Below are 23,187 nucleotides of genomic sequence, written 5' to 3'. Positions count from 1 at the left end.
ATTAGATATAGTCGTCTGTTAGGTATAAATGTAGTAAAAGCATTTATAACAAGACTATATCAATCAATCAAAAAAACGAATGAAAAAACTGATCACATTGTGTTTGGCATTATTATTTATTACCCAAAACACTCAAGCAACAAACAACAATTCTAACGAATTAATCGATGGCTCTATATCTGGAAAGGTATTAGACGCAACGCTTAACGAACCCCTTCCTTATGTAAACATCATTATTAAAAATGATAAAGGCGAAACTGTTACTGGTGGTATTACACTTGATGACGGAACATTTAATATTACTAAAATTCCTGAAGGAAAAATTACAGTAACTGTACAATATATAGGTTACAAATCTGTAGTTAAAGATTTAACTATTAGCCGAAAAAATAGAAAATTTGATCTCGGAGAAATTAGATTAGAGGAAGAAGCTGCGGGTTTGGACGAAGTAACAGTGGTTGCTGAAGTCTCTACTATTCAGCAAAAAGTTGATAGAAAAGTTATTAATGTAGGTAAGGACTTGGCTGCTCAAGGAACAGCTTCAGATATTATGATAGCAGTCCCTTCTGTAAGTGTCGATGCTCAAACTGGAGACATTAGCATGCGTGGTAACTCGAATGTACGTGTAATGGTAGATGGTAAACTATCTAACATCCCAACAGCTCAATTACTAAAACAAATTCCATCTTCAGCTATTAAGTCTATAGAGTTAATCACCAACCCATCTGCTAAGTATGATCCAGAAGGAATGAGCGGAATTATTAATATCGTTCTTCACAAGAATACAATGGTTGGGTTTAATGGAAGTACTAGCGTTGGACTAAGTTATGAAAAGCGTCCAAAATTTAATAGTTCATTAAATATGAACTATAGAAATGGTAAATTCAATTTATATGGAAACGCAAGTAATAATATTTCAAAAAATGTTAATTACGGCTATATTGATAGAATTGACCAAAACACCTTGCAAGAAGTAGATATTTTAAATGACAATAAATCTCATGTCTTTAAGGTAGGTTTAGATTTTTACTTAAATGATAAAAACACACTATCTGTCTTCACAAATCAAAACTTATATAATGGAGGAGTAAGTGGAGGAACTGACATTTTCTATAGCAACTCAACGGTTCAAAATCAAGGATTTATTAATGACGACTCAAACAACTCACAACAATACAACTTTGATTATAAATTAGATTTTAATAAAGAAGGTAGAAATATTGAACTTGAAGTTGACCACAATATTTACAATGGAGAATCAGAAACAGATAATTTATTTTCAGGAAGTTTTATAAGCAGACCTAACTTTTTCGAAATAAATGATACTGATAGAAATCGAACAACTATTAATTTAGACTATGTTGACCCTTTATCTGAAACTGCAAAATTAGAATTAGGATTACAAGCAAGATTATTTAACAACACTATCAACTATGAATCTGACGGTCGTTCACAAAATATGGCAGGAGATTATATTCCATCTTTAACATATTTTGATTATAGTAGAGACATTTACTCTGCATATGTAAATTACAGTAAAAAAATAGACAAATGGAGTTTTCAAGTTGGATTACGAGCAGAAACAGTAAAAGTTGAAACACTTGCTAAAGAAACAGATTTAGAAACAGACTTAGTTACAAATACACCTTTTGATAATGATTATACTGAGGTATATCCATCAGCATTTATAACATATCAAGCTTCTGAAAAAAATTCTTTTCAATTAAGTTATAGTAGACGTGTAGATAGACCAGGAGTTGGACAAGTAAATCCATTACCAGAATTTAATACACCTTTAATCTCTAAATTTGGAAATCAACATTTAGTTCCTCAATTTACTAATTCATTTGAAACAAATTATACAAGGAATTTAGAAAAAGGTAGCATTACGGCTGGTGTATTTTATAGAAGAATAAATAGTGAAATATCTATGATGATTCAAGTTGACAGAGCAGACTTTAATAGATTAATTTTAACTGATGACAACTTCGATAATACATCATCATATGGTTTCGAGTTGTCTACAAACTATCGTCCAACAAAATGGTGGAGTATTAACGGAAGCTTCGATTTTTACTCACAAACACAAAAAAGTATAAGTGAACGTCTTACAGCATCTCCAGAAGTAGCTACAGAAAATGATATTGTTGTAGAAACTGTTGAAGTAGATAATGTGGCATACAACTTTAGAATATTTAATAACTTTAGAGTAAGTAAAAGTTTATCATTTACAGCATTCGGATTTTATAGAGGTGCAAACGAAAGTATTCAATTTGATGTAGATCCTATGCATTTTGTTAATCTAGGAATGCGTTATAGCTTCCTTAATAACAAGGCTACATTTAGCTTTAGTTACAATGACGTTTTCAATACAATGAAATTCTCTGCAGACACCAATAGACCTTTTAGACAAGATGTACAATTCAACTGGGAAAGTAATACTTGGAATGTTGGTTTAAACTATCGTTTTGGTGGTGGAAAATACCGCGCAAAATCTCGTAAACAAAGAGACGACGACGAAAAAGATGGAGGAGGAATCTTCTAGAAATAACAACTCATTAATAGCCTGCGTAATAGTTGATGGTTAGTGTTAATGTTAGGTTATTAATAAAAAACCCGAAGTGTCAATCCTTCGGGTTTTGTCTTAAATGTTAAAGTTGGTTAAATTTTCAATTATAATGAAATAAAAACCAAAAACTTACGTCTATATAAACAGAGCATTTAGTTTAAATGTTAATGTTGGTTAATAGCAAGAAAACCCAGAGCATCTTTGTTCTGGGTTTTTTTATGTATTCCTGCGAAGACAGGAAGTTATTACCACTTCATAATCACAGATCCCCAAGTAAAGCCACTACCAAAAGCCGCTAACACTACAACATCATTTTCTTTAATTTTACCTTCTTCCCAAGCTTCGGTTAATGCAATAGGTATAGAAGCTGCAGTTGTATTTCCATAACGCATAATGTTGTTATAGACTTGAGCATCACTCAGCCCAAATTTACGTTGTATAAATTGTGCGATACGCAAATTAGCCTGATGCGGAATAAGCATATCGATATCTTCCTTATTTAAATCATTGGCTTGTAAACCTTCATTTATCGCTTCACTAAAACGTACCACGGCATGTTTAAACACAAACTGTCCATTCATATATGGATAATACGATATATCATCCGGATCGTCCTCTTCCATAATAGCATCTACCCAACGTCCTGTACTTGGGCCTTCCAACGATAACTCTTTGGCATGTTTCCCTTCAGAATGTAAATGCGACGATAAAATACCTTTAGAATTATCCTCACATCTAGACACCACAGCTGCACCAGCACCATCGCCAAAAATAACCGTGACACCTCTTCCTCTAGTAGAACGTTCTAAGCCTCCTGAATGATTTTCACTACCAATAACCAAAACATTTTTATACATACCTGTTTTTACAAACTGGTCGGCAATAGACAAAGCATACACAAACCCTGAACATTGGTTTCTAACATCCAAAGCACCAACTGTTGGCATATCTAACAACTCTTGAACGCGCACACCTCCTCCAGGGAAATACATATCTGGACTTAAAGTAGCAAACACAATAAAATCTATATCATCCTTAGTAAGTCCAGCACGTTCTATGGCTACTTTAGCAGCCTTAGCTCCCATTATTGAGGTTGTATCTTCACTGGTTTTTGGATCTATCCATCTACGCTCTTTAATTCCAGTTCGTTCTTGAATCCACTCATCAGTAGTATCCATCCACTGCTTTAAATCGTTGTTGGTAACTATAGTTTCTGGTAAATATTTTCCAAGCCCTGTTATTCTCGAATTATACATAAGCAACTCTTTTCTTAAATTAAATTGAATTTTAAATGTAATGAATTATTACAATTTAGCTGTGAAAACATCTCATATTTAATGGTTCTGTTAAAAACTTTAACTCAAAGATTACATACGCAAAAGTGTAAATTATGTAACTTTAAGCTCATTTATTATGTCTTTAATAAACCATCCTAATATGAAAAAATCAATTGTATATGTTCTTATTTGTTTTGTAACTTTTTTGCAAGCTCAAGAAAATGTTAGTTATCAATTGCCCAACGATGATATTTTAGAACTCGCTGATGCTCCTGCTGCTCCAGCATTAAGAATGGATAGCAAAAGTGATAAAATGCTATTCCTATATCGAAGTAATTTTAAAAGTATTGCTGAATTATCTGAAACTGAGTTAAGACTTGGAGGACTTAGAATTAATCCAGTAACCAATATTGGAAGTCGTCAAAATTACTATACAAATGTTAAATTAAGAAATGGTAGAAACAGTGACGATGTCGCTGTAAAAGGCTTACCTAAAGACGGTCGCTTTGCCTATTTTAGCTTCTCTCCGGATGAAACCAAAGTAGCATTTACAAATACAACTGATACAGGCGTTGAACTTTGGGTACTGGACTTTAATACTGCAACTGCTTCAAAATTAACCGATGCAAGCATTAATGCCAATATGGGAAGTCCGTTTGATTGGTTTAAAGACAGTAACTCACTTTTGGTTAAAATGTTATCAAACAATAGAAAAGCGCTAATAGATACTAAAACTGCTGTGCCAACAGGACCAACAATATCTGTAAGTGAAGAAGGTGTGAAAGCGCAAAATAGAACCTATCAAGATTTATTAAAAAATAGAAATGATGAGCATAATTTTGAACAATTAGCCCTAGCGCAATTATACAAAGTGTCTCTAGATGGTTCAAAAACTAAATGGAAGGACGATGATATGTACACAGGAATATCGTTTTCTCCCGACGGGAAATATATCATGGTAAACACTCTTCAAAAACCATTCTCATATATTGTAACCTATGGTCGTTTTCCATCAAACACTAATATTTATGATACAAATGGGAATTTAGTTAGCGAGTTTTTAAAAACACCTCTTATCGAAGATTTACCAAAAGGGTTTATGGCAACTAATACTGGTAAACGAAGTGTGTCTTGGAGAGCAGACAAACCTTCAACATTATATTGGGCAGAAGCACTAGATGGTGGAGATCCAGCAATAGATGTAGCCTATCGTGATGAAGTGTTCGAGTTAAATGCACCTTTTAATGGTACACCTAAATCACTTATAAAACTAAAGCAACGCTATACAGGCATCATTTGGGGAAATGATAATACTGCTATTGCTATGGATAGATGGTGGAACACCAGAAATTCTAAAACGTACATTTTTAATCCTTCAAATAATAAGGAAACACCTAAGATTCTTTGGGATAGAAATTATCAAGATCGTTATAGCGACCCTGGAAGTTTTGCTACAAAAAGAAACGAGTATGGGAGATATTCATTAGAGTTGAGTGGTGATGATGCTTACCTTATTGGAGCTGGCTATAGCAAAGAAGGAAAGTTTCCTTTTATTGATGAAATCAATTTAAAAAGCAAAAAAACTAAGCGTTTATATCAATCGACTGCTACCAATAAACTAGAAAATATTAGCGACATTCTTGATGTGAAAAAAGGAGAAATATTGGTACGTGTAGAATCTAAAAACGAGTTTCCTAACTATTATGTTAAGAATATAAAACGCAAAAAAGGTGCAGTTCCATTAACACAATTTGAAAACCCTTTTAAAAGTATTCAAAATGTACACAAAGAAGTCATCAACTATAAACGTGATGATGGTTTAGACCTTTCAGGAGAATTGTATTTACCAACCAATTATGAAAAAGGTAAAAAGTACCCAATGATTGTTTGGGCTTATCCAAGAGAATACAAAGACAAAAGTAGCGCTTCACAAAGCACCTCTAACCCTAATCAGTTTACATATCCATCGTATGGATCACCAATTTTCTGGGTAACGCGTGGTTATGTGGTATTAAACAATGCATCTTTCCCAATTGTTGGTGAAGGTGATAAAGAACCTAACGACAGTTTTAGATCGCAATTAGTTGCAAATGGTAAAGCTGCAATTGCCGCTGTAGACAAACTAGGTTATATAGATAGAAACAGAGTTGCAGTTGGAGGACATTCGTATGGTGCTTTTATGGTTGCTAATTTATTATCTCATTCTAACCTCTTTGCTGCAGGAATTGCTAGAAGTGGTGCTTATAACCGAACGTTGACGCCTTTTGGTTTCCAAAGTGAAGAACGTAGTTATTGGGAAGCTCCAGATGTGTATTATACCATGTCGCCATTTATGCATGCCGATAAAATGAAAACACCAATGTTGCTAATTCATGGTGAAGCTGATAATAATTCTGGAACATATCCATTACAAAGTGAACGCTATTTTAACGCTTTAAAAGGCCTTGGAGCTCCTGTTAGATTAGTCATGTTACCAAAAGAAAGTCATGGTTATAGAGCAAGAGAATCTGTTATGCATTTACTTTGGGAACAAGACCAATGGATGGAAAAACATGTAAAAAACAAGCCAACCGTTAATGCACCAGAAAAAACACTGAAAGATTAAAGATCATCATATTTTATATAAGCCATTCTTCCAATACTTTGGAATGAATGGCTTTTTTTTATGTCAACTTGTCACAAATAAACAATTGGTATTTTTTTTGACTATAACCATACAAAACAAATAATTAAAAAATACATATATCATGACAAAAGGAAATATTAATGTTTCGGTTGAGAATATTTTTCCGTTAATTAAAAAGTTTCTATACAGTGATCACGAAATATTTTTACGTGAACTTATAAGTAATGCTACTGACGCTACAATGAAGTTAAAACATTTAACCAATATTGGTGAAGCAAAAGTAGAATACGGTAATCCACAAATTGAAGTTAAAATAGATAAAGACGCTAAAAAACTTCATATTATCGATCAAGGTCTTGGTATGACAGCTGATGAAGTTGAAAAGTACATTAACCAAGTTGCTTTTTCTGGTGCTGAAGAGTTTCTAGACAAGTACAAAGATAAAGTTGACGATGCAGGTATTATTGGTCATTTCGGTCTTGGGTTCTACTCTGCTTTTATGGTTGCTGAAAAAGTTGAAATCATTACAAAATCTTTTAAAGATGAACCTGCTGCACATTGGACGTGTGATGGAAGCCCAGAATTTACTTTAGAAGCTTCTGATAGAACTGAAAGAGGTACAGAAATCATCCTTCATATTGCAGATGATTCTACCGAATTTTTAGAAGAAAGTAGAATTAGAGAGTTATTATTGAAGTATAACAAGTTTATGCCTATTCCAATTAAGTTTGGAACTAAAGAAGTAAACGATCCTGACTTTACTCCAAAGACAACTAAAGATAAAGATGGAAAAGAAACTACTGAGCCTCACAAAAAAATTACTGTTGACAATATCATCAACAATCCAAATCCAGCTTGGACTAAACAACCAGCAGATTTAGAAGACCAGAACTATAAAGATTTTTATCGCGAATTGTATCCAATGCAATTTGAAGAGCCTTTATTCAATATACATTTAAATGTAGATTATCCTTTTAATCTTACTGGAATCTTGTATTTCCCTAAGATGACAAATGATTTGAATATTCAGAAGGATAAAATTCAGTTATATCAAAACCAAGTATTTGTTACTGATAATGTTGAAGGTATCGTACCAGAATTTTTAACCATGTTAAGAGGTGTTATTGATTCTCCAGATATTCCATTAAATGTATCTCGTAGTTACTTACAGGCCGATGGAGCTGTTAAAAAGATCTCTTCATATATTACACGTAAAGTAGCCGACAAATTAAAATCGTTATTCAATGGTAACAGAGAAGATTTTGAAGCTAAATGGAACGACATTAAAATCGTGATAGAATACGGAATGCTTTCGGAAGAAAAATTCTTTGAAAAAGCCGATGCATTTGCTTTATATCCTTCGGTTGATGGTACGTATTATACTTACGAAGAGCTTTACAACAAAATCAAAGCAAAACAAACGGATAAGGATGATAAATTAGTTATTCTATATGCTTCAGATAAAGATGCACAACATAGTTATATAGAAGCAGCTAAGGATAAAGATTATGAAGTCTTGTTATTAGACTCTCCAATTGTATCTCACTTAATTCAAAAATTAGAAACAACTAAAGAAAATATTTCTTTTGCTCGTGTAGATGGTGATCATATTGATAATTTAATTAAGAAGGATGACACTACTATTTCTAAATTAGACGAAGATCAAAAGAAAGTATTAGATGAGTTATTAAAAGAGGTCATTCCTTCAGAAAAATTCATGGTACAATTAGAAGCTATGGATAGTAAAGCTTCACCATTTATAATTACACAACCAGAATTTATGCGTCGTATGAAAGAAATGCAGCAAACTGGTGGTGGCGGAATGTTTGGAATGGGTAACATGCCAGAAATGTATAACCTTGTAGTGAACACAAATTCTCAATTGGTTAGCGACATACTAAATACCAAAACAAAGAAAAAGCAAGAACGTTTAATAAATCAAAGTTTAGATTTAGCACGCTTGTCCCAAGGCTTATTAAAAGGTGAAGAGCTAACAAACTTCATCAAACGCAGTTACGATATGATAAAGTAACTTGTCTTTTCTGCATGAGCAGGAAATCTATATATATCCAAAAAACCACTTCAAATGAAGTGGTTTTTTTTATTATTTTATTGCTATATTACCTTATAATCAATTTATTAACTCAAATCTTAAGTTATTAAAAAAATAATTAGTAGAGCCTTACAAACACCTAACAAATCATAACGAAATAGTTGTAACCAATTAAAAATCAAAAACATGAAAAAAGGAATCTTAATTTTAGCATTATCACTATTTTTAATAGAACAATCATTCTCACAGTCTTTTACTACTGACTCCATTTCAAAATCCGAAATATCCAAACTCGAATTTTTAGTTGGAAATTGGAAAGGAAAAGGTTGGATAATGGGACGTGATAGAACAAAATCTGAATTTGATCAAACAGAGAAAATTCAATTCAAATTGGATAGTACTGCAATATTGATTGAAGGATTAGGAAAATCCAATGGAATGATAACACATAATGCTATGGCTATCATTTCATACAATAAAAAAGATGAAAATTATATATTTCAATCTTATTTGCAAAATGGACAAAAAGGTGAATTTAAAGGCGAATTAATAGATGGCAAATTTTATTGGTATCCGAATGAAAATATGCGATATATAATTTGGATAAACGAAAACGGACAATGGTATGAAACGGGAGAATTCAATCGTGAAGGAAAATGGTATCAAGTTTTTGAAATGACTTTAGATTACGTAAAATAATTGGTTATAGCAAAGTAATTAATGCTTCTCAAGATTGCTAGCAATAATTTAAAGAAATAGGTTACTAGTGAAATTGAAAACCTAAGTTGAATAAAAACAATAGACTTCTGTAACTATAATTCTTTTTATTCGTCATATAGAATAGAATAAGTTCTAATATAACCGATCAAATAAAACATTATGCAATACAAGTTTTCTATTAAAGCAATTGCCCTATTATCTTTTTGCCTACTAATTTCTTTTTCTAACCAAGCACAAAATATAGAATCTCAAATAGACGATATTCTTAACGCAAGCTATAAAGCAAATGAACCTGGAGCAACAGCCTTAGTCTACAAAGATGGAAAAGTTATCTATCGTAAAGGCTTTGGTAGTGCTAATTTAGAATTAGGAGTAGCGATGCAACCAGAACATGTATTTGAAATTGGTTCAATTACTAAGCAATTTACTGCCATAGCTATTTTAATGTTAGAAGAGCAAGGTAAATTGAAAGTTGAAGATGATATAACCAAGTATATTCCAGATTATCCAACCAATGGCAAAACCATTACCATTCACAATTTATTAAATCATACGTCAGGTATAAAAAGCTATACAAGCATGGAAAGTTTTATAAAACATGCACGTACAGATATGACACCTTCTGAACTTATAGATAAATTTAAAAATGAGCCGATGGATTTTGATCCAGGAGAAAAGTTCCTATACAATAATTCAGGATATATACTACTAGGTCATATTATAGAAATAATAACTGGTGAGACTTATGCCGATTATATTCAGAAACATATTTTTGACAAAATCGGGATGAAAAATTCCTATTATGGTAGCATGAAAAAACTAATAAAAAACCGAGCTTATGGCTATAAAAAAGGTGAAAATGGTTATTTAAATGCAGACTATTTAAGTCTAACACTACCTTATGCTGCAGGGTCTTTAATGTCTAATGTAGATGATCTTTTAAAGTGGCAGAAAGCTTTAAATACTAACCAATTAATTACTCAAAAAAGCTACGAAAAAGCTATCAATGGTTCTTCACTAAATAATGGTGAACATATTAGCTATGGCTATGGTTTAGGAGCTGGTAAAATTCAAGGCTCCAAAAGCATCTCTCACGGTGGTGGTATTTTCGGATATGCTACAATGGGAATTTATATGCCACAAGAAGATGTATTCGTATCGGTACTAACAAATTGCGATTGCAGCTCTCCAACTGGTGTTGCTAATAAAATTGCTGCGTTAGCTATTGGCAAACCATTTTTAAATAAAGCTGATGCTATTACACTAAGTGAAGCGCAACTAAACAAATGGGCTGGAGCTTACGAATTCCCTGATAGTGTTATTAGATATATTACAGTAAAAAATGGTAAAATTTTCAGTCAAAGAGAGGGCAGTACAAAATTAGAAATTTACCCAATGTCTGAATCTAAATTCATTTTTGAAGAAGGCGACATCATCTATAATTTCAGTGTAAAAAATGGAAAAAAACAAGCAGAGTTTGTAACCGACGTAACAGTAATTGGAAACGAAATAAATAAAGCACCTCCTGCAGAACAGAAAGAGATTACTTTAGCTCCAGATGTTTTAAAGCAATATATTGGTAAATATGAGCTGCAACCTGGTTTTGTTATTGAAGTAACTGTTAATGGCAATCAAATTTTTGCGCAAGCTACAGGGCAACCTCAATTTGAAATATTTGCTGAAAGTGAAGATAATTTCTTTCTAAAAGTAGTACCAGCAAAATTAGTTTTTAGTAAAGACGAAAATGGAATAGTTAATATGACTACCTTGCATCAAGGTGGGCAACAAATGCCTGGAAAGAAAATAGATTAATCATTATATATTTATAAAAAACCCACTTCAATTTGAAGTGGGTTTTTCTATTATATAATATAAGTTAAGTAACAATTATAATTATCATTCGTCTATCAAAAACAACGTAGAAACAATCACTAAATGAAATTAAAAGCAATACTACTAATCTCCATTATTACATTTACAAGCTGTAAAAACTCTGAAAAACAAAAAGATATAATTATAGATCAAGTTCAACTTTCAATAGATAAGAATGCAGATTCTTTACTTTTAGATTCAAAAATCAATTCAGCTTCAATAGGCATCTATAAAGATGGTAAAAAATATACATCTCATTATGGTGAATTGGATAAAGGAAAAGAAAATAGACCTACCGATGAAACTATTTATGAAATTGCATCAGTAAGTAAAACGTTTACTGGAGTAATAGTAGCAAATGCAGTATTAGAAGGGAAAATAAAACTTGAAGATGATATTCGAAATTATCTAAAAGAAGACTTTAAAAATTTTGAATATAACGGTGAGCCTATAAGAATTAAACATCTATTGACACATACAAGTAGAATGTCAAAGTTTTTACCCGAAAGTATTAATGCTTTATTTAGTGATTTTAATGAAGACTTACCTTTTAAGGTATATGAAATTCAAAAGAATTATAGCAAAAAAGATTTCTTTCTGGACTTGCGCTCGATTAAATTAGATACTGTTCCTGGTGAAAAATATGAGTATTCTAATGTAGACACAGAGCTTATGGCAGAAATATTAGAATATGTATATAAAAAACCATTCAATGATATATTAAAAGAGTATTTTCAGAAAAATGCAAATATGCATAATACTCAAATCGACCTTCCAAAAAATAAAGAACACTATTTAGCAAATGGTTATGGCATGACTGGAAAACTTGTACCACACGAAGCTATTCTGTATGGAGCCGATGGTGGAGTAAAAACTACAATGCCAGATTTAGTTAACTATATGGAATTACAATTAGACAAAAACAATAAGACCATTTTTGAATCTCATAGAGTTCTTTACGAGAACGGAAATCGTAAAATAGCTTATTATTTACCTGTTAGAAATAATGAAGATTATGGAACTTATTATAGTATGCATGGTGGAGCTTTTGGTAGTCAAAATTGGTTATTTATTCTTCCAAAATATAATTTAGGTATTTCGGTAATTACTAATCAAAGTGATCTTGAAACAGCAAATAAATTAATTAAAACTGTTAAGGGACTAATTAATGATTTAAAATAAAACTGCTTTACAACTTTAGGGTTTAGTTCGTTGCTTCTTAATTTCATATCTTACCACCATTAAAAAACAACACTAAATGTCCTTTAAAGACCTAAATCTCAATAAACCTTTATTACGTGCCATTGCAGAATCTGGTTATGATAACCCTACGCTTGTTCAGGAAAAAACCATTCCTTTAGTACTAGATAAAAAAGATGTCATTACCTCGGCACAAACAGGTACTGGAAAAACAGCTGCTTTTGCTTTACCTATTTTACAATTATTGTTTGATTATCAAGACGCACCAAAAAAGGGCAAAAAAATAAAAGCATTAATAATAAGTCCTACACGAGAATTAGCAGTACAAATTGCTTCAAATTTCAAAACCTATGGTAAGCATACAAATTTGCGATCTGCAGTAGTTTTTGGTGGTACATCTATCGAACCTCAAAAGGATATTCTTAAAAAAGGAATTGATATATTAATTGCAACTCCAGGACGTTTATTAGACTTACATAAACAGGATTTGGTAAACCTTGACTATGTGCAAATATTAGTGTTAGATGAAGCTGACTTAATGCTAGACATGGGCTTTATTGACGACGTAAAAAAAATTGAGCGCCTATGTCCAGAGACTAAGCAAACTTTATTGTTTTCGGCAACCATCCCTTATAAAGTAGAGCAGTTAGCAAACACTATTTTAAAGAACCCTGAACGTATTGAAGTTACTCCTAATGCCTCAACGTCCAAAAACGTAAATCAAGCCTTGTATTATGTGCCAAAACGCAATAAAATAGAATTGTGTTTACATCTATTACGCAATACAATAAAAGGCAATATTATTATTTTTAGACGTACAAAGTTTGGTGTAGATAAACTTGAAAAAACATTACTCAAAAACGGCTATTTGGTAGATAGCATTCATGGTGATAAAACTCAAAGTGATAGACAAAAAGCCTTAGTAAATTTTAAAATGAACAAGGTTAATATATTAGTCGCAACAGACGTTGCTGCACGAGGTATTGATATTGACAACCTAGATGCTGTTATTAACTTTGATTTACCAAACGTACCAGAAACCTATGTGCATAGAATTGGTCGTACAGCGCGTGCAGGAAATAAAGGTATTGCACATTCTTTTTGTTCTGCAGATGAAAAATCGTATGTAAAAAGCATACAACAGCTTATTCAATTACAATTGGACGTTGTTGAAGACCATCCCTACCCTTTAGACCCAAAAGCAAAACCCATAATTCACACTTCTAAAACTCCAAAAAGTAAATATAAAAAAGGTCGTAAAAGTGAGGCTTCTAAAAAGAAAAAGAAGCGTTGGTATTAAGTATTGACTTTGCAAGAAAAAACAGCTACCTTCGTTTAACATCTGATATAAACAATGGAAAAAGTTCATATCAAGATATTGGGCAAAATATTCTGAAAAATGATTCTTAAGTCTTCACCTACATATTCAGATGTTTTCAATGAATCTGAACCAGATATTGATTTACTTCTCAAAGATTTACCTTCAAAAATGGTGATAACAATTTTAGGTTACATCAATTCGGAATTATATCTAAGTAGTGATAATAAAATACAAATTAAAATTTTTGAAAAATTAACCAGAAGATTTGATTCTAAAACAAAAATTCTAATATCAAATAACATAAGAAAATTAGTTAAAGAAGATCTAGAGATTAATTTCTTTTCAGTAAAAATTAACCTTGAATTTATGCACCACGTATTAATTCATTATGTTGATGGCAAGTATTCTGATTCAACTCCGATTAACGAATTGAATTTTTTCAAATCGTATTTGATTATCACAAAAAAAATTAATGAAAAATATAAACCAAAGGATTTAAGTGAAAGTCCAGATAAGCATAAATTTTTCAGAGAATATTTATGGCCAGTTATAGTTGATCAAATTGATATTAATCAGACAGAAAGTCCGGTAGTGGGTTTAGTAAAAGGTTTGAACTTATTAAACTATTTCAGTCAAAGTGAATACTCAAATAACCTAGAAATTTTTCTAACGGAAAATAAGGAGCCAGATATATGGAACTATATAGTAAAATTACTAAACTTACTACAAAACTCATGGAATAAACTAGACTCGGAAATACCTCCTTTCTTAATAGAAGAAGACAATTTATTTCATCCTTTATTTGACACCTTCATCCTTGACGAAAATGAATACAAGAAAATATATTCTTCTGATAGCAATCACTATTCTGGATTAAAAAACAAACCTCTAATAAAGAACAAGAAGAAACTGATAATTTCAAATTGGGGTTTTATATCCAATAAGCTTTATGAAGGTTTGATTTTTGACTTCTATAATAAATCTGCAATAAAGAATCATCCAAAATTTGAAAAATTTGTAGACTACAAAAACCTTATAGCTCAAGAAGTAACAGAAAAAAGACTTTTTAAAAAGTTGTTATCCAAATATCTGAAAAATAAAAATTCAGTATTAGAATTTGATGATAACAAGGAACAAGGATTTCCAGATGCATATTTTAGGAATGGTAAACATGTATTTCTGTTCGAAATTAAGGATGCATATTTTGCCAACACTGCCATCAAATCCTATTCATATAAAAAAATAAAGGAAGAAATAGATAAAAAATATAACTCCAAAAGAAAAGGAACTGGCCAAATTATTAAACATTTAAAAAAGTTAAGAGATAAGCCATTTGAAGATAAATCATATTCGGAAATAAGAATTAAACCAAAAAACTTAGTTATTTACCCAATAATAATCTTTACAAGTCATGTTTTTGAGTCTCCTGGCTTCAACAAATATTTAATTAAGGAGTTTGAGAATAAGCTAATGAACGAAAATTTACAAAACTCATTTGGACAAATTAAGAATTTGACTTTCATGAATATTTCTTTCCTTATTAATAATTTGAGTAATAGAGACAAGTTTACTTTTAAAGAGGTTATTGACTTCTACCATAATAGAATAAAAGCAATAGAAAAAAAAGACAAAAAATTAAATAGTCTAGATTTACTTCATGAATCAAATAATAATTTTGAATATTTCTCTAAAATATTCTTCACAAAGAAAAAACTAGATATTTCAAAACCCATTTTTAAGGAAATTGTAGAAACATTAGAACTAAAAAATACTTAGCCCAACAACGTGCACAGCTAATTGCTTCTGATTTTCCTCTCAGAAAATCCTCGCTGCTGAACAATGGTTTCTTTCCTTTTTGCTATCTTAGTCTCTCCGCAACTAAACCATACACGAACACAATAAACGAACCTTGAAAATAATCTCCACCAATATAGCTAAACCAGAATTTGTAACCATAAACGGCAAACAGCAACGTACTGGTATTTTTAAAAAGCCAACCTCTAATCCTATTTACCTTGATATAGAAGAAGTAAAAGGCGACGAAATATCAAATAGAAAAGTACATGGTGGCGAATATAAAGCGTGTTATTTGTTTTCGGCAGATAATTATGCCCATTGGAAAAACTTATATCCACAATTAGATTGGTATTACGGTATGCTAGGTGAAAACCTAACTGTAGAAGGTTTGGATGAAACACAACTGCATGTTGGCGATATTTACAAAGTAGGTAATGCCTTTATACAAGTAACGCAACCTAGAGAACCTTGTACAACCTTTGCAGCCAAAATGGGCGCATTAGATATTATGCAACAATTTGCAGACCATGGTAAACCTGGAACTTATGTTCGAATTATAAAACAAGGAAATGTAACTGTTGGCGACACTATAGAGTTGTTTGAAAAAGCTAAAAATAGTATCTCTATTGCCGATTTCTTTAAACTTATTTTTGATAGAGAAAAAAATCAAGAGCATTTGCAATTATTAGTCAATAATAACTATATCCCAGAAAAGAAGCGTAAAGAATTAAAACGCTTTTTAAAATAATATGGCAGATTCTATAAAACTGGGATTAAAAGAAAACTGGGAACAATTTACCATTCTAGTTATTGTTAATGCCTTTGTTGGTGGTATGGTTGGTTTGGAACGAAGTATATTTCCGCAGTTTGCAGAAATAGAATTTGGTGTAGCCACAACATCAGCTATTTTATCTTTTATAATCGCTTTCGGAATTACAAAAGCCATCGCGAATTATTTCACAGGACGTTTAGCAAACAAATTTGGACGCAAAAACTTATTGATTTTTGGTTGGATTATTGCTCTGCCTATTCCGTTTATTCTAATATATGCCAATCACTGGAATTGGGTGATTTTTGCTAATATTTTATTAGGTGTTAGCCAAGGTTTTACTTGGAGTAGTACTATCGTAATGAAAATAGATTTAGTTGGTGAAAAAAATCGTGGTTTAGCTATGGGACTTAACGAATTTTCTGGCTATTTTGCAGTTGGGGTCGTCGCTTTTTTTACTGGTTATATTGCCGATGTTTATGGTATTACACCTTATCCTTTTTATTTAGGAATTGGTATTGCAGTTCTTGGATTATTATCTTCTATTTTCTTGGTGAAAGACACCAGAGTATTTATGCAAAAAGAGCATACAACTAATAAGACAGAACAGCTAACGAATGTATTTATAGAAACCTCATTTAAGAATAAAACATTGAGTTCAATCACGCAAGCTGGATTGGTTAATAACTTAAATGATGGTATGATTTGGGGTTTATTACCAATGGTATTATTATCATTAAACTATTCTACAGAAAACATTGGCATTATTGCAGCTATTTACCCAACAGTTTGGGGATTGGGTCAATTATTCACAGGGAAAATGGCAGACCATTATTCTAAAAAAGCCATGTTGTTTTGGGGCATGTTATTGCAAGGTGCTGCCATTATTTTTATTCCATATAGTACTACATTTTTTGAATTAGCAACCATATCAGCGCTTTTAGGTTTGGGAACCGCTATTGTATATCCAACATTCTTAGCTGCTATTGCTGATGCAACTTCCCCAAACCAGCGAGCTGAAAGTATTGGTTCTTTTAGACTATGGCGTGACTTAGGCTATGCCATTGGTGCCATTATTTCTGGTATCACTGCTGATATTTTTGGTATGGACTATGCTATTTTACTTATTGGCTGCATCACTATTTTATCGTCATTAGTTATTAAAATTCGTATGCCTAGTGATTAAAGTTAGGCTCTTTTATTCAAATGTAATTTCAATAAGAAAGTAATTAGGGATGTTAAACATCGTTCCCCAATCATCAGGATTGTATTTGCTTCCTGAAACCTCACAATATCTTTTCCAACCCGTTTCTTTATCTAAATATGGTAAAAAATAGCCCATGATGTAAGTTGGTTTACCAATCTCAATTTTCATAGGCTCAGTACCATTTAAAAAATCGTGTAATGCATAACTGTCATCAGTTGCTTTAATATTATATGTTTTGTTTGTAGAAAAGCGATCAAAAATTGACGTCATTTTTATCGTATTGTCCAATTGTGTTTTTACAAAGAATTTAAAACCAAAATTGTCTTTTTCTATAGGCTGCAAGTAATCATCTTGTTTTGAACTAATTAATGTGTCCGTTTTAGATAAACTCCCATTGGTAAATTCCTTAATTAAAATGGTATACTCTTTTTCTTTTAATTGTTCCCCTGAAAAATTCAAGTCAATAATTTCAATACCTTCAAACCTGAGAAGTTCATGAACTTCTTTGTTTTTTGAGCCATATTCTGTTTGTAAATGTACAGTTTGTTGCGCTGTTAAACTTCCGAAGCACAAAAGTGCTACAGTTAAAACTAAATTTTTCATAAGCTATTTGTTATTGATTAATTTTAATAAACTCGTCGTCTACTCTTATTATACCGTGAATAATATCGAAATACATTTTCCCTGCAAATACACCTATCCCTTTAGGTTTACTTTGAAACATTTTGAACTTTTCTCCTTTTTTATTTGGTTGCATCGTAATTTTTGCCTCACCAGCATAAAAAATAGTGTTATATCCAAAAGCATCTATACTATAGTCGTCTTTCGGATAAAATAAATTAAGCTTTGTGTATTCTGCATCTATATCGAAACGCTCAAAATTATTTGAAAAATTATAAAACCAAAGCTCACTATTAAAGTCTGTAATCTTTACGTTTTTTCCAATCTCTCCAAACTCAATTTTAGAAAATTCTGAAGTCATATTAATGTTTTCAACTTTAGCTATAAGTCCATTCTTTACATTTTTAAATTTATAGGTTCCATTTGATAACATTTCAATTTTTATTGGCGCATCGTTAATTTCTATATTATTATTACTATTTGACAAATGTTTTGCTTTAAACGAACCAGCAACAGATGTTAGGCTTATCTCATTTAAAAAATCATCTTCTATATAAATGTTAGATTTTTCAGCCAAAATATTCAATTTAACATAAGGAGGAATTTTTATAATGAACACAGTACGTTTTACTTTCACATTTTTAGTTCTCAAATTCACTTTTTTACCATTTTTATCAAGTGTTTTAAAGTATTTGAAAAAGCTCTTCATTTCGTCAATAGGGCTTATATTTACTTGTCTTAGAATACTGTCTTTTGTTTTTCTTTTAAAGGTACTCACTATAGAATCGCTTTTTTTAAAAAAATCATCTTCCAAAACAACTCCTATATGAGGTTCCACATTAAAACTTGTATGAACAGAACTAATACTATTTGATTCTAAATGAATATTATTATCAAACTTTGTAACTTCTACTTCAATTTTATCAAGTTCTTCTTTTATTTCTTTTTTTGAATAGTTTTTAAAGTTTAATTCATAATCAAAGTGCATTTTTCCATCTATTGATGGTTGAATTTTCACATTAACACCTGTTAAATTAAAAACTGCTGTAGTATTTAAATCAGTTTCAAAAACCTTTTGTAAAACTTTATGTTTTTGGGCATGAATATGAGTTACTGTGATTAGCAGTAACAAGATGTTAAATAGTGTTTTCATACTGTTCGCTTTCTTGGTTGATTAATTTTATATGAGCTTGAATGTCTTTTAATAATTGTAAGCGTCTTTGCAGATTATTTACAAGATTCTCAACAATTAAAATGTTGCGACTATCTGTCTTAAATTGTGTGGAAATGATTTGATAATCAGCATTTAATTCATTGAGTTCTTTTTCATAGCGCTCTACTAATTTTTCATCATTTGTTAATGCCTTAAAATTCTGCCATTCTTTTTCAATATTTTCCAAATATTCCTTTTCAACTTCTTTTAATTGTAGTTCCAAAGCAGATTCTTTGATTATTGACTCTTCTGTTAATGTATTGAATGAAACATAGCCAAGTGTGACAAATATTAAAATTGCAGCAGCATATTTAAATACACTTTGAATATCGTTTTTTTGCTTTCGTTCTGGTTTTGATGCTTTTAGTTTTCTTTGAAACTCATCTCTATGTGAAGCTGGTAATTTTTTATCAATATCTACCTCGGTTTCAAATAGCTTTCTAATATCCTGTTCCATATCTCTTATCTTTTAAAAGTTCTTGTAGTTTTATGCGTCCTCGTCGTAAATGCGTTCGTGATGTCTTTATTGGTATCTCTAATATTTGAGAAATTTCTTCATGATCATAACCTTCAAATAAATACATCTTCACTACTATTTTATACTTCTCGCTTAATTGCTCAACACTTTTAATTATTTGGTCTTTTGTAATTCTTGCACTAAAATTCCAATCTTCTGTATCAATAATTTGTAATTCTTCAACTTCAGTATTAACTAATTCCAGTTTTCTTTTCTTCAAATAATCAATACTCTGATTTATAATAATACGCTTTAACCACGCACCAAAACTAAACTCTGTTTTATAACTCTTTATATTCAAAAATGCTTTTAAGAACCCTTCTTGCATTACATCTTTTGCATCTTCATTATTTTTAACATATCTACAAGCTATGTTATACATCGCATCACAATATGAATCATAGAGTTCCATTTTACATCTCTCATCATTTTTTATGCTTCCAGCAATAAGAATTTCTATGTTAGATTTCATTTATTATAGTTAGTGCTTACAAAATTAAAAACGAAAGAAAAGCCAAAAGGTTTCATTTTTTGATAAGATAAATTAAAAGTAACTTTTTACTTTCTTTACAAAGTCATTATCTTTAGAGAAATTAAAGGTAAATGAGTCAAGATTACAATAGACCAGAATTTAAAGAGTTATTAAAAAGACTTCAGGAGGAAAGTTGGCAGTTGGAATTACTTATCTCTGGTTTTGCCATTTTTGGTTTGTTTTCTGCACTTCCAAGTATTGAATTAAAGGTTTTTGATGCTCAATTTACACAACAAATTTATACGTTTGTCATCTATTCTATTCTCTGGGCTTCATGCAAGATTTTAATTTTCAATCTTCTACTTCATGTATTATTGCGTGGTTTATGGATAGGTGCTTTAGGATTACGTTACGTGTCTGGAGATATTGATTATGACAGCTTAAGGTATAGCCCAAAATTTACAAGGTATTTAAAGAAACGTGTTGGCTCTTTTGATAAGTATATTGCTACTTTAGAAAATTATTGTAGCGTAATTTTCGCCATTTCTTTTCTACTTATTTTTTATGTGTTAGCCATTACGTTTACTATTTTGGCAATTGCCTTAATTGCTAGTCAATTAATTGATAATGATAATTTACCAACATGGTTATCTCAAGGAGTTGGAATAAGTCTTATCTTATTTGTGGTTTTTGGAATGTTCTTTACACTTATAGATTTTCTAACCCTTGGCTATCTAAAAAAGAAAAGATGGATTTCAACAATATACTTCCCAATTTATTGGGTGTTTAGCTTTATCACCTTATCCTTTTTGTATAGACCATTAGTCTATAATTTTTTAGATAATAAATTTGGTAAACGCTTGAGTTTTGCTCTTGTGCCTTTTTATGTGCTAATTACGCTAACCCAAACCATTAGATACAAAACTTCTAATTATTTTGATGCTAACTCAACTTCTACCGAAATTATTGCAAACAGTAATAATTATGAAAATTTATTGACTGAAGGACAATTTATAGACGACGTTGCTATTCAGTCAAAAGTAATAACTGACCCTTATGTAAAAGTATTCATTCTTTTTAAGGATAATATTGAAAACCGAATGTACACATACAACAAAGGTTTAAAACCTAAAGAAGATGATCGTGGAATAGGAACTAATATGACTTTTAGTAATAATGGTAATTCTTTTATTGACAATGCTAAAAATGATAGCCTACGACGTGAATATATAAAGACATTCAATAGTATCTACTATGTAAAAATTGATACAACTGTCCATAATCCTGAGTTCATTATTTCTGAGAGTAATAAAAAACTTGGGTTTGAAAGTTATGTGCCAACCAAAAGCTTAACTGAAGGGAAGCACGTTTTAAGAGTAAGACGAAGAGCTATACAAAACCAAGACACAACTTATAGAACTGTTGCAACAATTCCGTTTTGGTACTTTAAAGATTAGTATTCTAACCGTTTATTCATATAATGCTTCATTAATGGTATTTGAATAAAAAATACCAATCCAAAGAAACCTATAGCATACATTACCGTTTTTGAAAAGGTAATTCCTGAAAGCACATTAGTCACTTTATTATTAGAAATAACACTATAATCTACCGTATTCAGCAATGTAGAACCTTCAACATTTCCAAATATCATATACAATGAAACACCTATTAAAACAGCAATAATACCAAGCCAACCATACTTTGTAATTAGTGGTTTGTATTGTATTGATTCGCCAACAGAAATATGCTCAATACTTCTCATAACATTAGCTGTAAAATCAATAGATGGTGATTTTAATGTTGACGCCTTTATCGTCTTTTTTGCTAAATTATCTAAATGCTGCTCTGTATGTTCCTTCATAACTTTCAATAATGTCGTTATCTAATTTCCTTTTTAATATGGTCGCTAATTTTTTGCGACTTCTAAAAAGTTTTACTTTAACATTGTTGGGTTTTAAATCAACAATTTTTCCAATTTCTTCTAACGATAGTTCTTCAAAGTAATATAAAGTTAATAAAAAACTATCTTCACTAGGCAATAATACTAAACAATCTTGTATAGCTTGTTCTTTTTCTTTTGCCTCTATTTTGTCTAGAGCATTATCTAAGGTTTTTACTTGATGCTCTGTATATTCATTTATTTCAACAGTATACTGCTGTCTTTTATTTTTTTTAAGTCTGTCTAGACACGTATTATAAGCTACTCTATATATCCAAGTTGAAAATTTAGAATCGCCTTTAAACTTGTTAAGCGATTTATAAGCTTTAATAAAAGTATCTTGTGCAGCTTCTTCAGCTTCTTCGGTATGCTTCATCATTCGCAACGCTAAAGTGAATACCAAGTCCTTATAACGATTCACTAATACTGAAAAAGCATTGGTATCGCCGTTTAAAATAGCCTCTATATAAACTTGATCGTTGGTGGTCATTATTACTATGACTATATAAGTCTAAGTTTGGTTACACTTTTTTACGAAAAAAAATAAATTTTAATTTTTTTGTAACCAATATTCAAAAGCAGTCGTCATAAGCTATGAACACATTAAAAATAATCAATTAAAAACAAACAATTATGGAAGTAGCAATAATGGCAATTATATTCGGATCGATTTTCGGAGTGTTTTATTTATTTATTTCGTCAAGAAACAAAGAGCGTTTAGCGCTAATAGAAAAAGGAGCAGATGCAAGTATCTTTAATATTGGTAAACGAGCAGGCTCATCATGGAAAGTGATTATTATTAATCTTGCTTTTCTTTTAATGGGAATTGGCTTAGGTGTATTTGTAGCAACCTTATTAGACACCTATTCTAGTTTAGATTCAGATGCTATATATCCTTCACTTATTTTCTTTATGGCTGGAGTTGGTTTATTTATAGGATATACGCAAACAAAAAAAGCAATAGACGAATAAAACACTACCTAATCAATCAAAAAGTTAAAAACCGTTTCG

19 protein-coding genes are annotated in these 23,187 nt (G+C 31.0%); 12 read left to right on the top strand and 7 right to left on the bottom strand.

Annotated features, from left to right (window positions below; genetic code table 11):
• Positions 1-79: 79 nt before the first annotated feature.
• The gene (locus ABGB03_RS03090; protein ID WP_347924746.1) at positions 80-2,545 is read left to right on the top strand and encodes a TonB-dependent receptor; all 2,466 of its coding nucleotides are present in this window, start codon (positions 80-82) and stop codon (positions 2,543-2,545) included.
• 269 nt (positions 2,546-2,814) lie between these two features.
• Here the strand turns inward: ABGB03_RS03090 and ABGB03_RS03085 are convergent, their stop codons facing one another.
• Positions 2,815-3,825 carry a beta-ketoacyl-ACP synthase III gene (locus tag ABGB03_RS03085; protein ID WP_347924744.1) on the bottom strand — a complete coding sequence of 337 codons (1,011 nt, stop codon included), beginning with the start codon at positions 3,823-3,825 and terminating at the stop codon, positions 2,815-2,817.
• A gap of 181 nt (positions 3,826-4,006) precedes the next feature.
• Here ABGB03_RS03085 and ABGB03_RS03080 point away from each other — a divergent pair, with 181 nt between their 5' ends.
• From ABGB03_RS03080 to ABGB03_RS03040, 9 genes are all read left to right on the top strand, one after another.
• Entirely contained in the window at positions 4,007-6,451 is a 2,445-nt protein-coding gene (locus ABGB03_RS03080; RefSeq protein ID WP_347924743.1) for a prolyl oligopeptidase family serine peptidase, read from the top strand.
• Between the two features lie 142 nt (positions 6,452-6,593).
• Positions 6,594-8,504, top strand: coding sequence for a molecular chaperone HtpG (htpG, locus tag ABGB03_RS03075; protein WP_347924741.1), 1,911 nt, complete (start codon positions 6,594-6,596; stop codon positions 8,502-8,504).
• A 207-nt stretch (positions 8,505-8,711) separates the two neighbouring features.
• Positions 8,712-9,224 (top strand): hypothetical protein, encoded by a 513-nt coding sequence (locus ABGB03_RS03070; RefSeq protein WP_347924739.1) that lies wholly within the window; start codon positions 8,712-8,714, stop codon positions 9,222-9,224.
• A gap of 180 nt (positions 9,225-9,404) precedes the next feature.
• A complete protein-coding gene (locus ABGB03_RS03065) occupies positions 9,405-11,057 on the top strand; it encodes a serine hydrolase (protein ID WP_347924738.1) in 1,653 nt (550 codons plus the stop codon).
• A 123-nt stretch (positions 11,058-11,180) separates the two neighbouring features.
• On the top strand, positions 11,181-12,299 hold the full coding sequence (locus ABGB03_RS03060; RefSeq protein WP_347924736.1) for a serine hydrolase domain-containing protein: 1,119 nt from the start codon (positions 11,181-11,183) through the stop codon (positions 12,297-12,299).
• Between the two features lie 76 nt (positions 12,300-12,375).
• The gene (locus ABGB03_RS03055; RefSeq protein WP_347924734.1) at positions 12,376-13,617 is read left to right on the top strand and encodes a DEAD/DEAH box helicase; all 1,242 of its coding nucleotides are present in this window, start codon (positions 12,376-12,378) and stop codon (positions 13,615-13,617) included.
• 99 nt (positions 13,618-13,716) lie between these two features.
• Positions 13,717-15,414 carry a hypothetical protein gene (locus ABGB03_RS03050; protein ID WP_347924733.1) on the top strand — a complete coding sequence of 566 codons (1,698 nt, stop codon included), beginning with the start codon at positions 13,717-13,719 and terminating at the stop codon, positions 15,412-15,414.
• 133 nt (positions 15,415-15,547) lie between these two features.
• Positions 15,548-16,183, top strand: a complete 636-nt coding sequence (locus ABGB03_RS03045) for an MOSC domain-containing protein (RefSeq protein ID WP_347924731.1) — start codon at positions 15,548-15,550, stop codon at positions 16,181-16,183.
• A gap of 1 nt (position 16,184) precedes the next feature.
• Positions 16,185-17,390 carry an MFS transporter gene (locus ABGB03_RS03040; RefSeq protein ID WP_347924729.1) on the top strand — a complete coding sequence of 402 codons (1,206 nt, stop codon included), beginning with the start codon at positions 16,185-16,187 and terminating at the stop codon, positions 17,388-17,390.
• Between the two features lie 12 nt (positions 17,391-17,402).
• On the opposite strand, the gene ABGB03_RS03035 is transcribed toward ABGB03_RS03040, so the two are convergent.
• Genes ABGB03_RS03035 through ABGB03_RS03020 form a run of 4 tightly spaced genes read right to left on the bottom strand, consistent with a single transcriptional unit; the run spans position 17,403 to position 20,234 of the window.
• Positions 17,403-18,014, bottom strand: coding sequence for a hypothetical protein (locus tag ABGB03_RS03035; RefSeq protein WP_347924727.1), 612 nt, complete (start codon positions 18,012-18,014; stop codon positions 17,403-17,405).
• A gap of 10 nt (positions 18,015-18,024) precedes the next feature.
• Positions 18,025-19,185, bottom strand: coding sequence for a hypothetical protein (locus tag ABGB03_RS03030; RefSeq protein WP_347924725.1), 1,161 nt, complete (start codon positions 19,183-19,185; stop codon positions 18,025-18,027).
• A complete protein-coding gene (locus tag ABGB03_RS03025; protein WP_347924723.1) occupies positions 19,169-19,702 on the bottom strand; it encodes a hypothetical protein in 534 nt (177 codons plus the stop codon). The genes ABGB03_RS03030 and ABGB03_RS03025 overlap by 17 nt, the downstream gene beginning before the upstream one ends.
• Positions 19,686-20,234 carry an RNA polymerase sigma factor gene (locus ABGB03_RS03020; protein ID WP_347924721.1) on the bottom strand — a complete coding sequence of 183 codons (549 nt, stop codon included), beginning with the start codon at positions 20,232-20,234 and terminating at the stop codon, positions 19,686-19,688. Before ABGB03_RS03020 ends, ABGB03_RS03025 begins: the two co-directional genes overlap by 17 nt.
• Before the next feature lie 131 nt (positions 20,235-20,365).
• On the opposite strand from ABGB03_RS03020, the gene ABGB03_RS03015 reads away from it, so the two are divergent.
• The gene (locus ABGB03_RS03015) at positions 20,366-21,691 is read left to right on the top strand and encodes a hypothetical protein (protein ID WP_347924719.1); all 1,326 of its coding nucleotides are present in this window, start codon (positions 20,366-20,368) and stop codon (positions 21,689-21,691) included.
• Here the strand turns inward: ABGB03_RS03015 and ABGB03_RS03010 are convergent.
• Both ABGB03_RS03010 and ABGB03_RS03005 read right to left on the bottom strand, forming a co-directional pair.
• Positions 21,688-22,098, bottom strand: coding sequence for a hypothetical protein (locus ABGB03_RS03010; protein WP_347924717.1), 411 nt, complete (start codon positions 22,096-22,098; stop codon positions 21,688-21,690). The two genes, ABGB03_RS03015 and ABGB03_RS03010, sit on opposite strands and share 4 nt — an antisense overlap.
• Positions 22,067-22,666, bottom strand: a complete 600-nt coding sequence (locus ABGB03_RS03005) for an RNA polymerase sigma factor (protein ID WP_347924715.1) — start codon at positions 22,664-22,666, stop codon at positions 22,067-22,069. The genes ABGB03_RS03010 and ABGB03_RS03005 overlap by 32 nt, the downstream gene beginning before the upstream one ends.
• Positions 22,667-22,809: 143 nt before the next feature.
• On the opposite strand from ABGB03_RS03005, the gene ABGB03_RS03000 reads away from it, so the two are divergent.
• Positions 22,810-23,148 (top strand): DUF6249 domain-containing protein, encoded by a 339-nt coding sequence (locus tag ABGB03_RS03000; protein ID WP_347924713.1) that lies wholly within the window; start codon positions 22,810-22,812, stop codon positions 23,146-23,148.
• Positions 23,149-23,187 lie beyond the last annotated feature (39 nt).

Source organism: Pontimicrobium sp. SW4 (assembly GCF_039954625.1).
Classification (GTDB): domain Bacteria; phylum Bacteroidota; class Bacteroidia; order Flavobacteriales; family Flavobacteriaceae; genus Pontimicrobium.
Note: the sequence above shows the minus strand (reverse complement) of the source record. Positions and strands in the feature narration are given on the sequence as shown.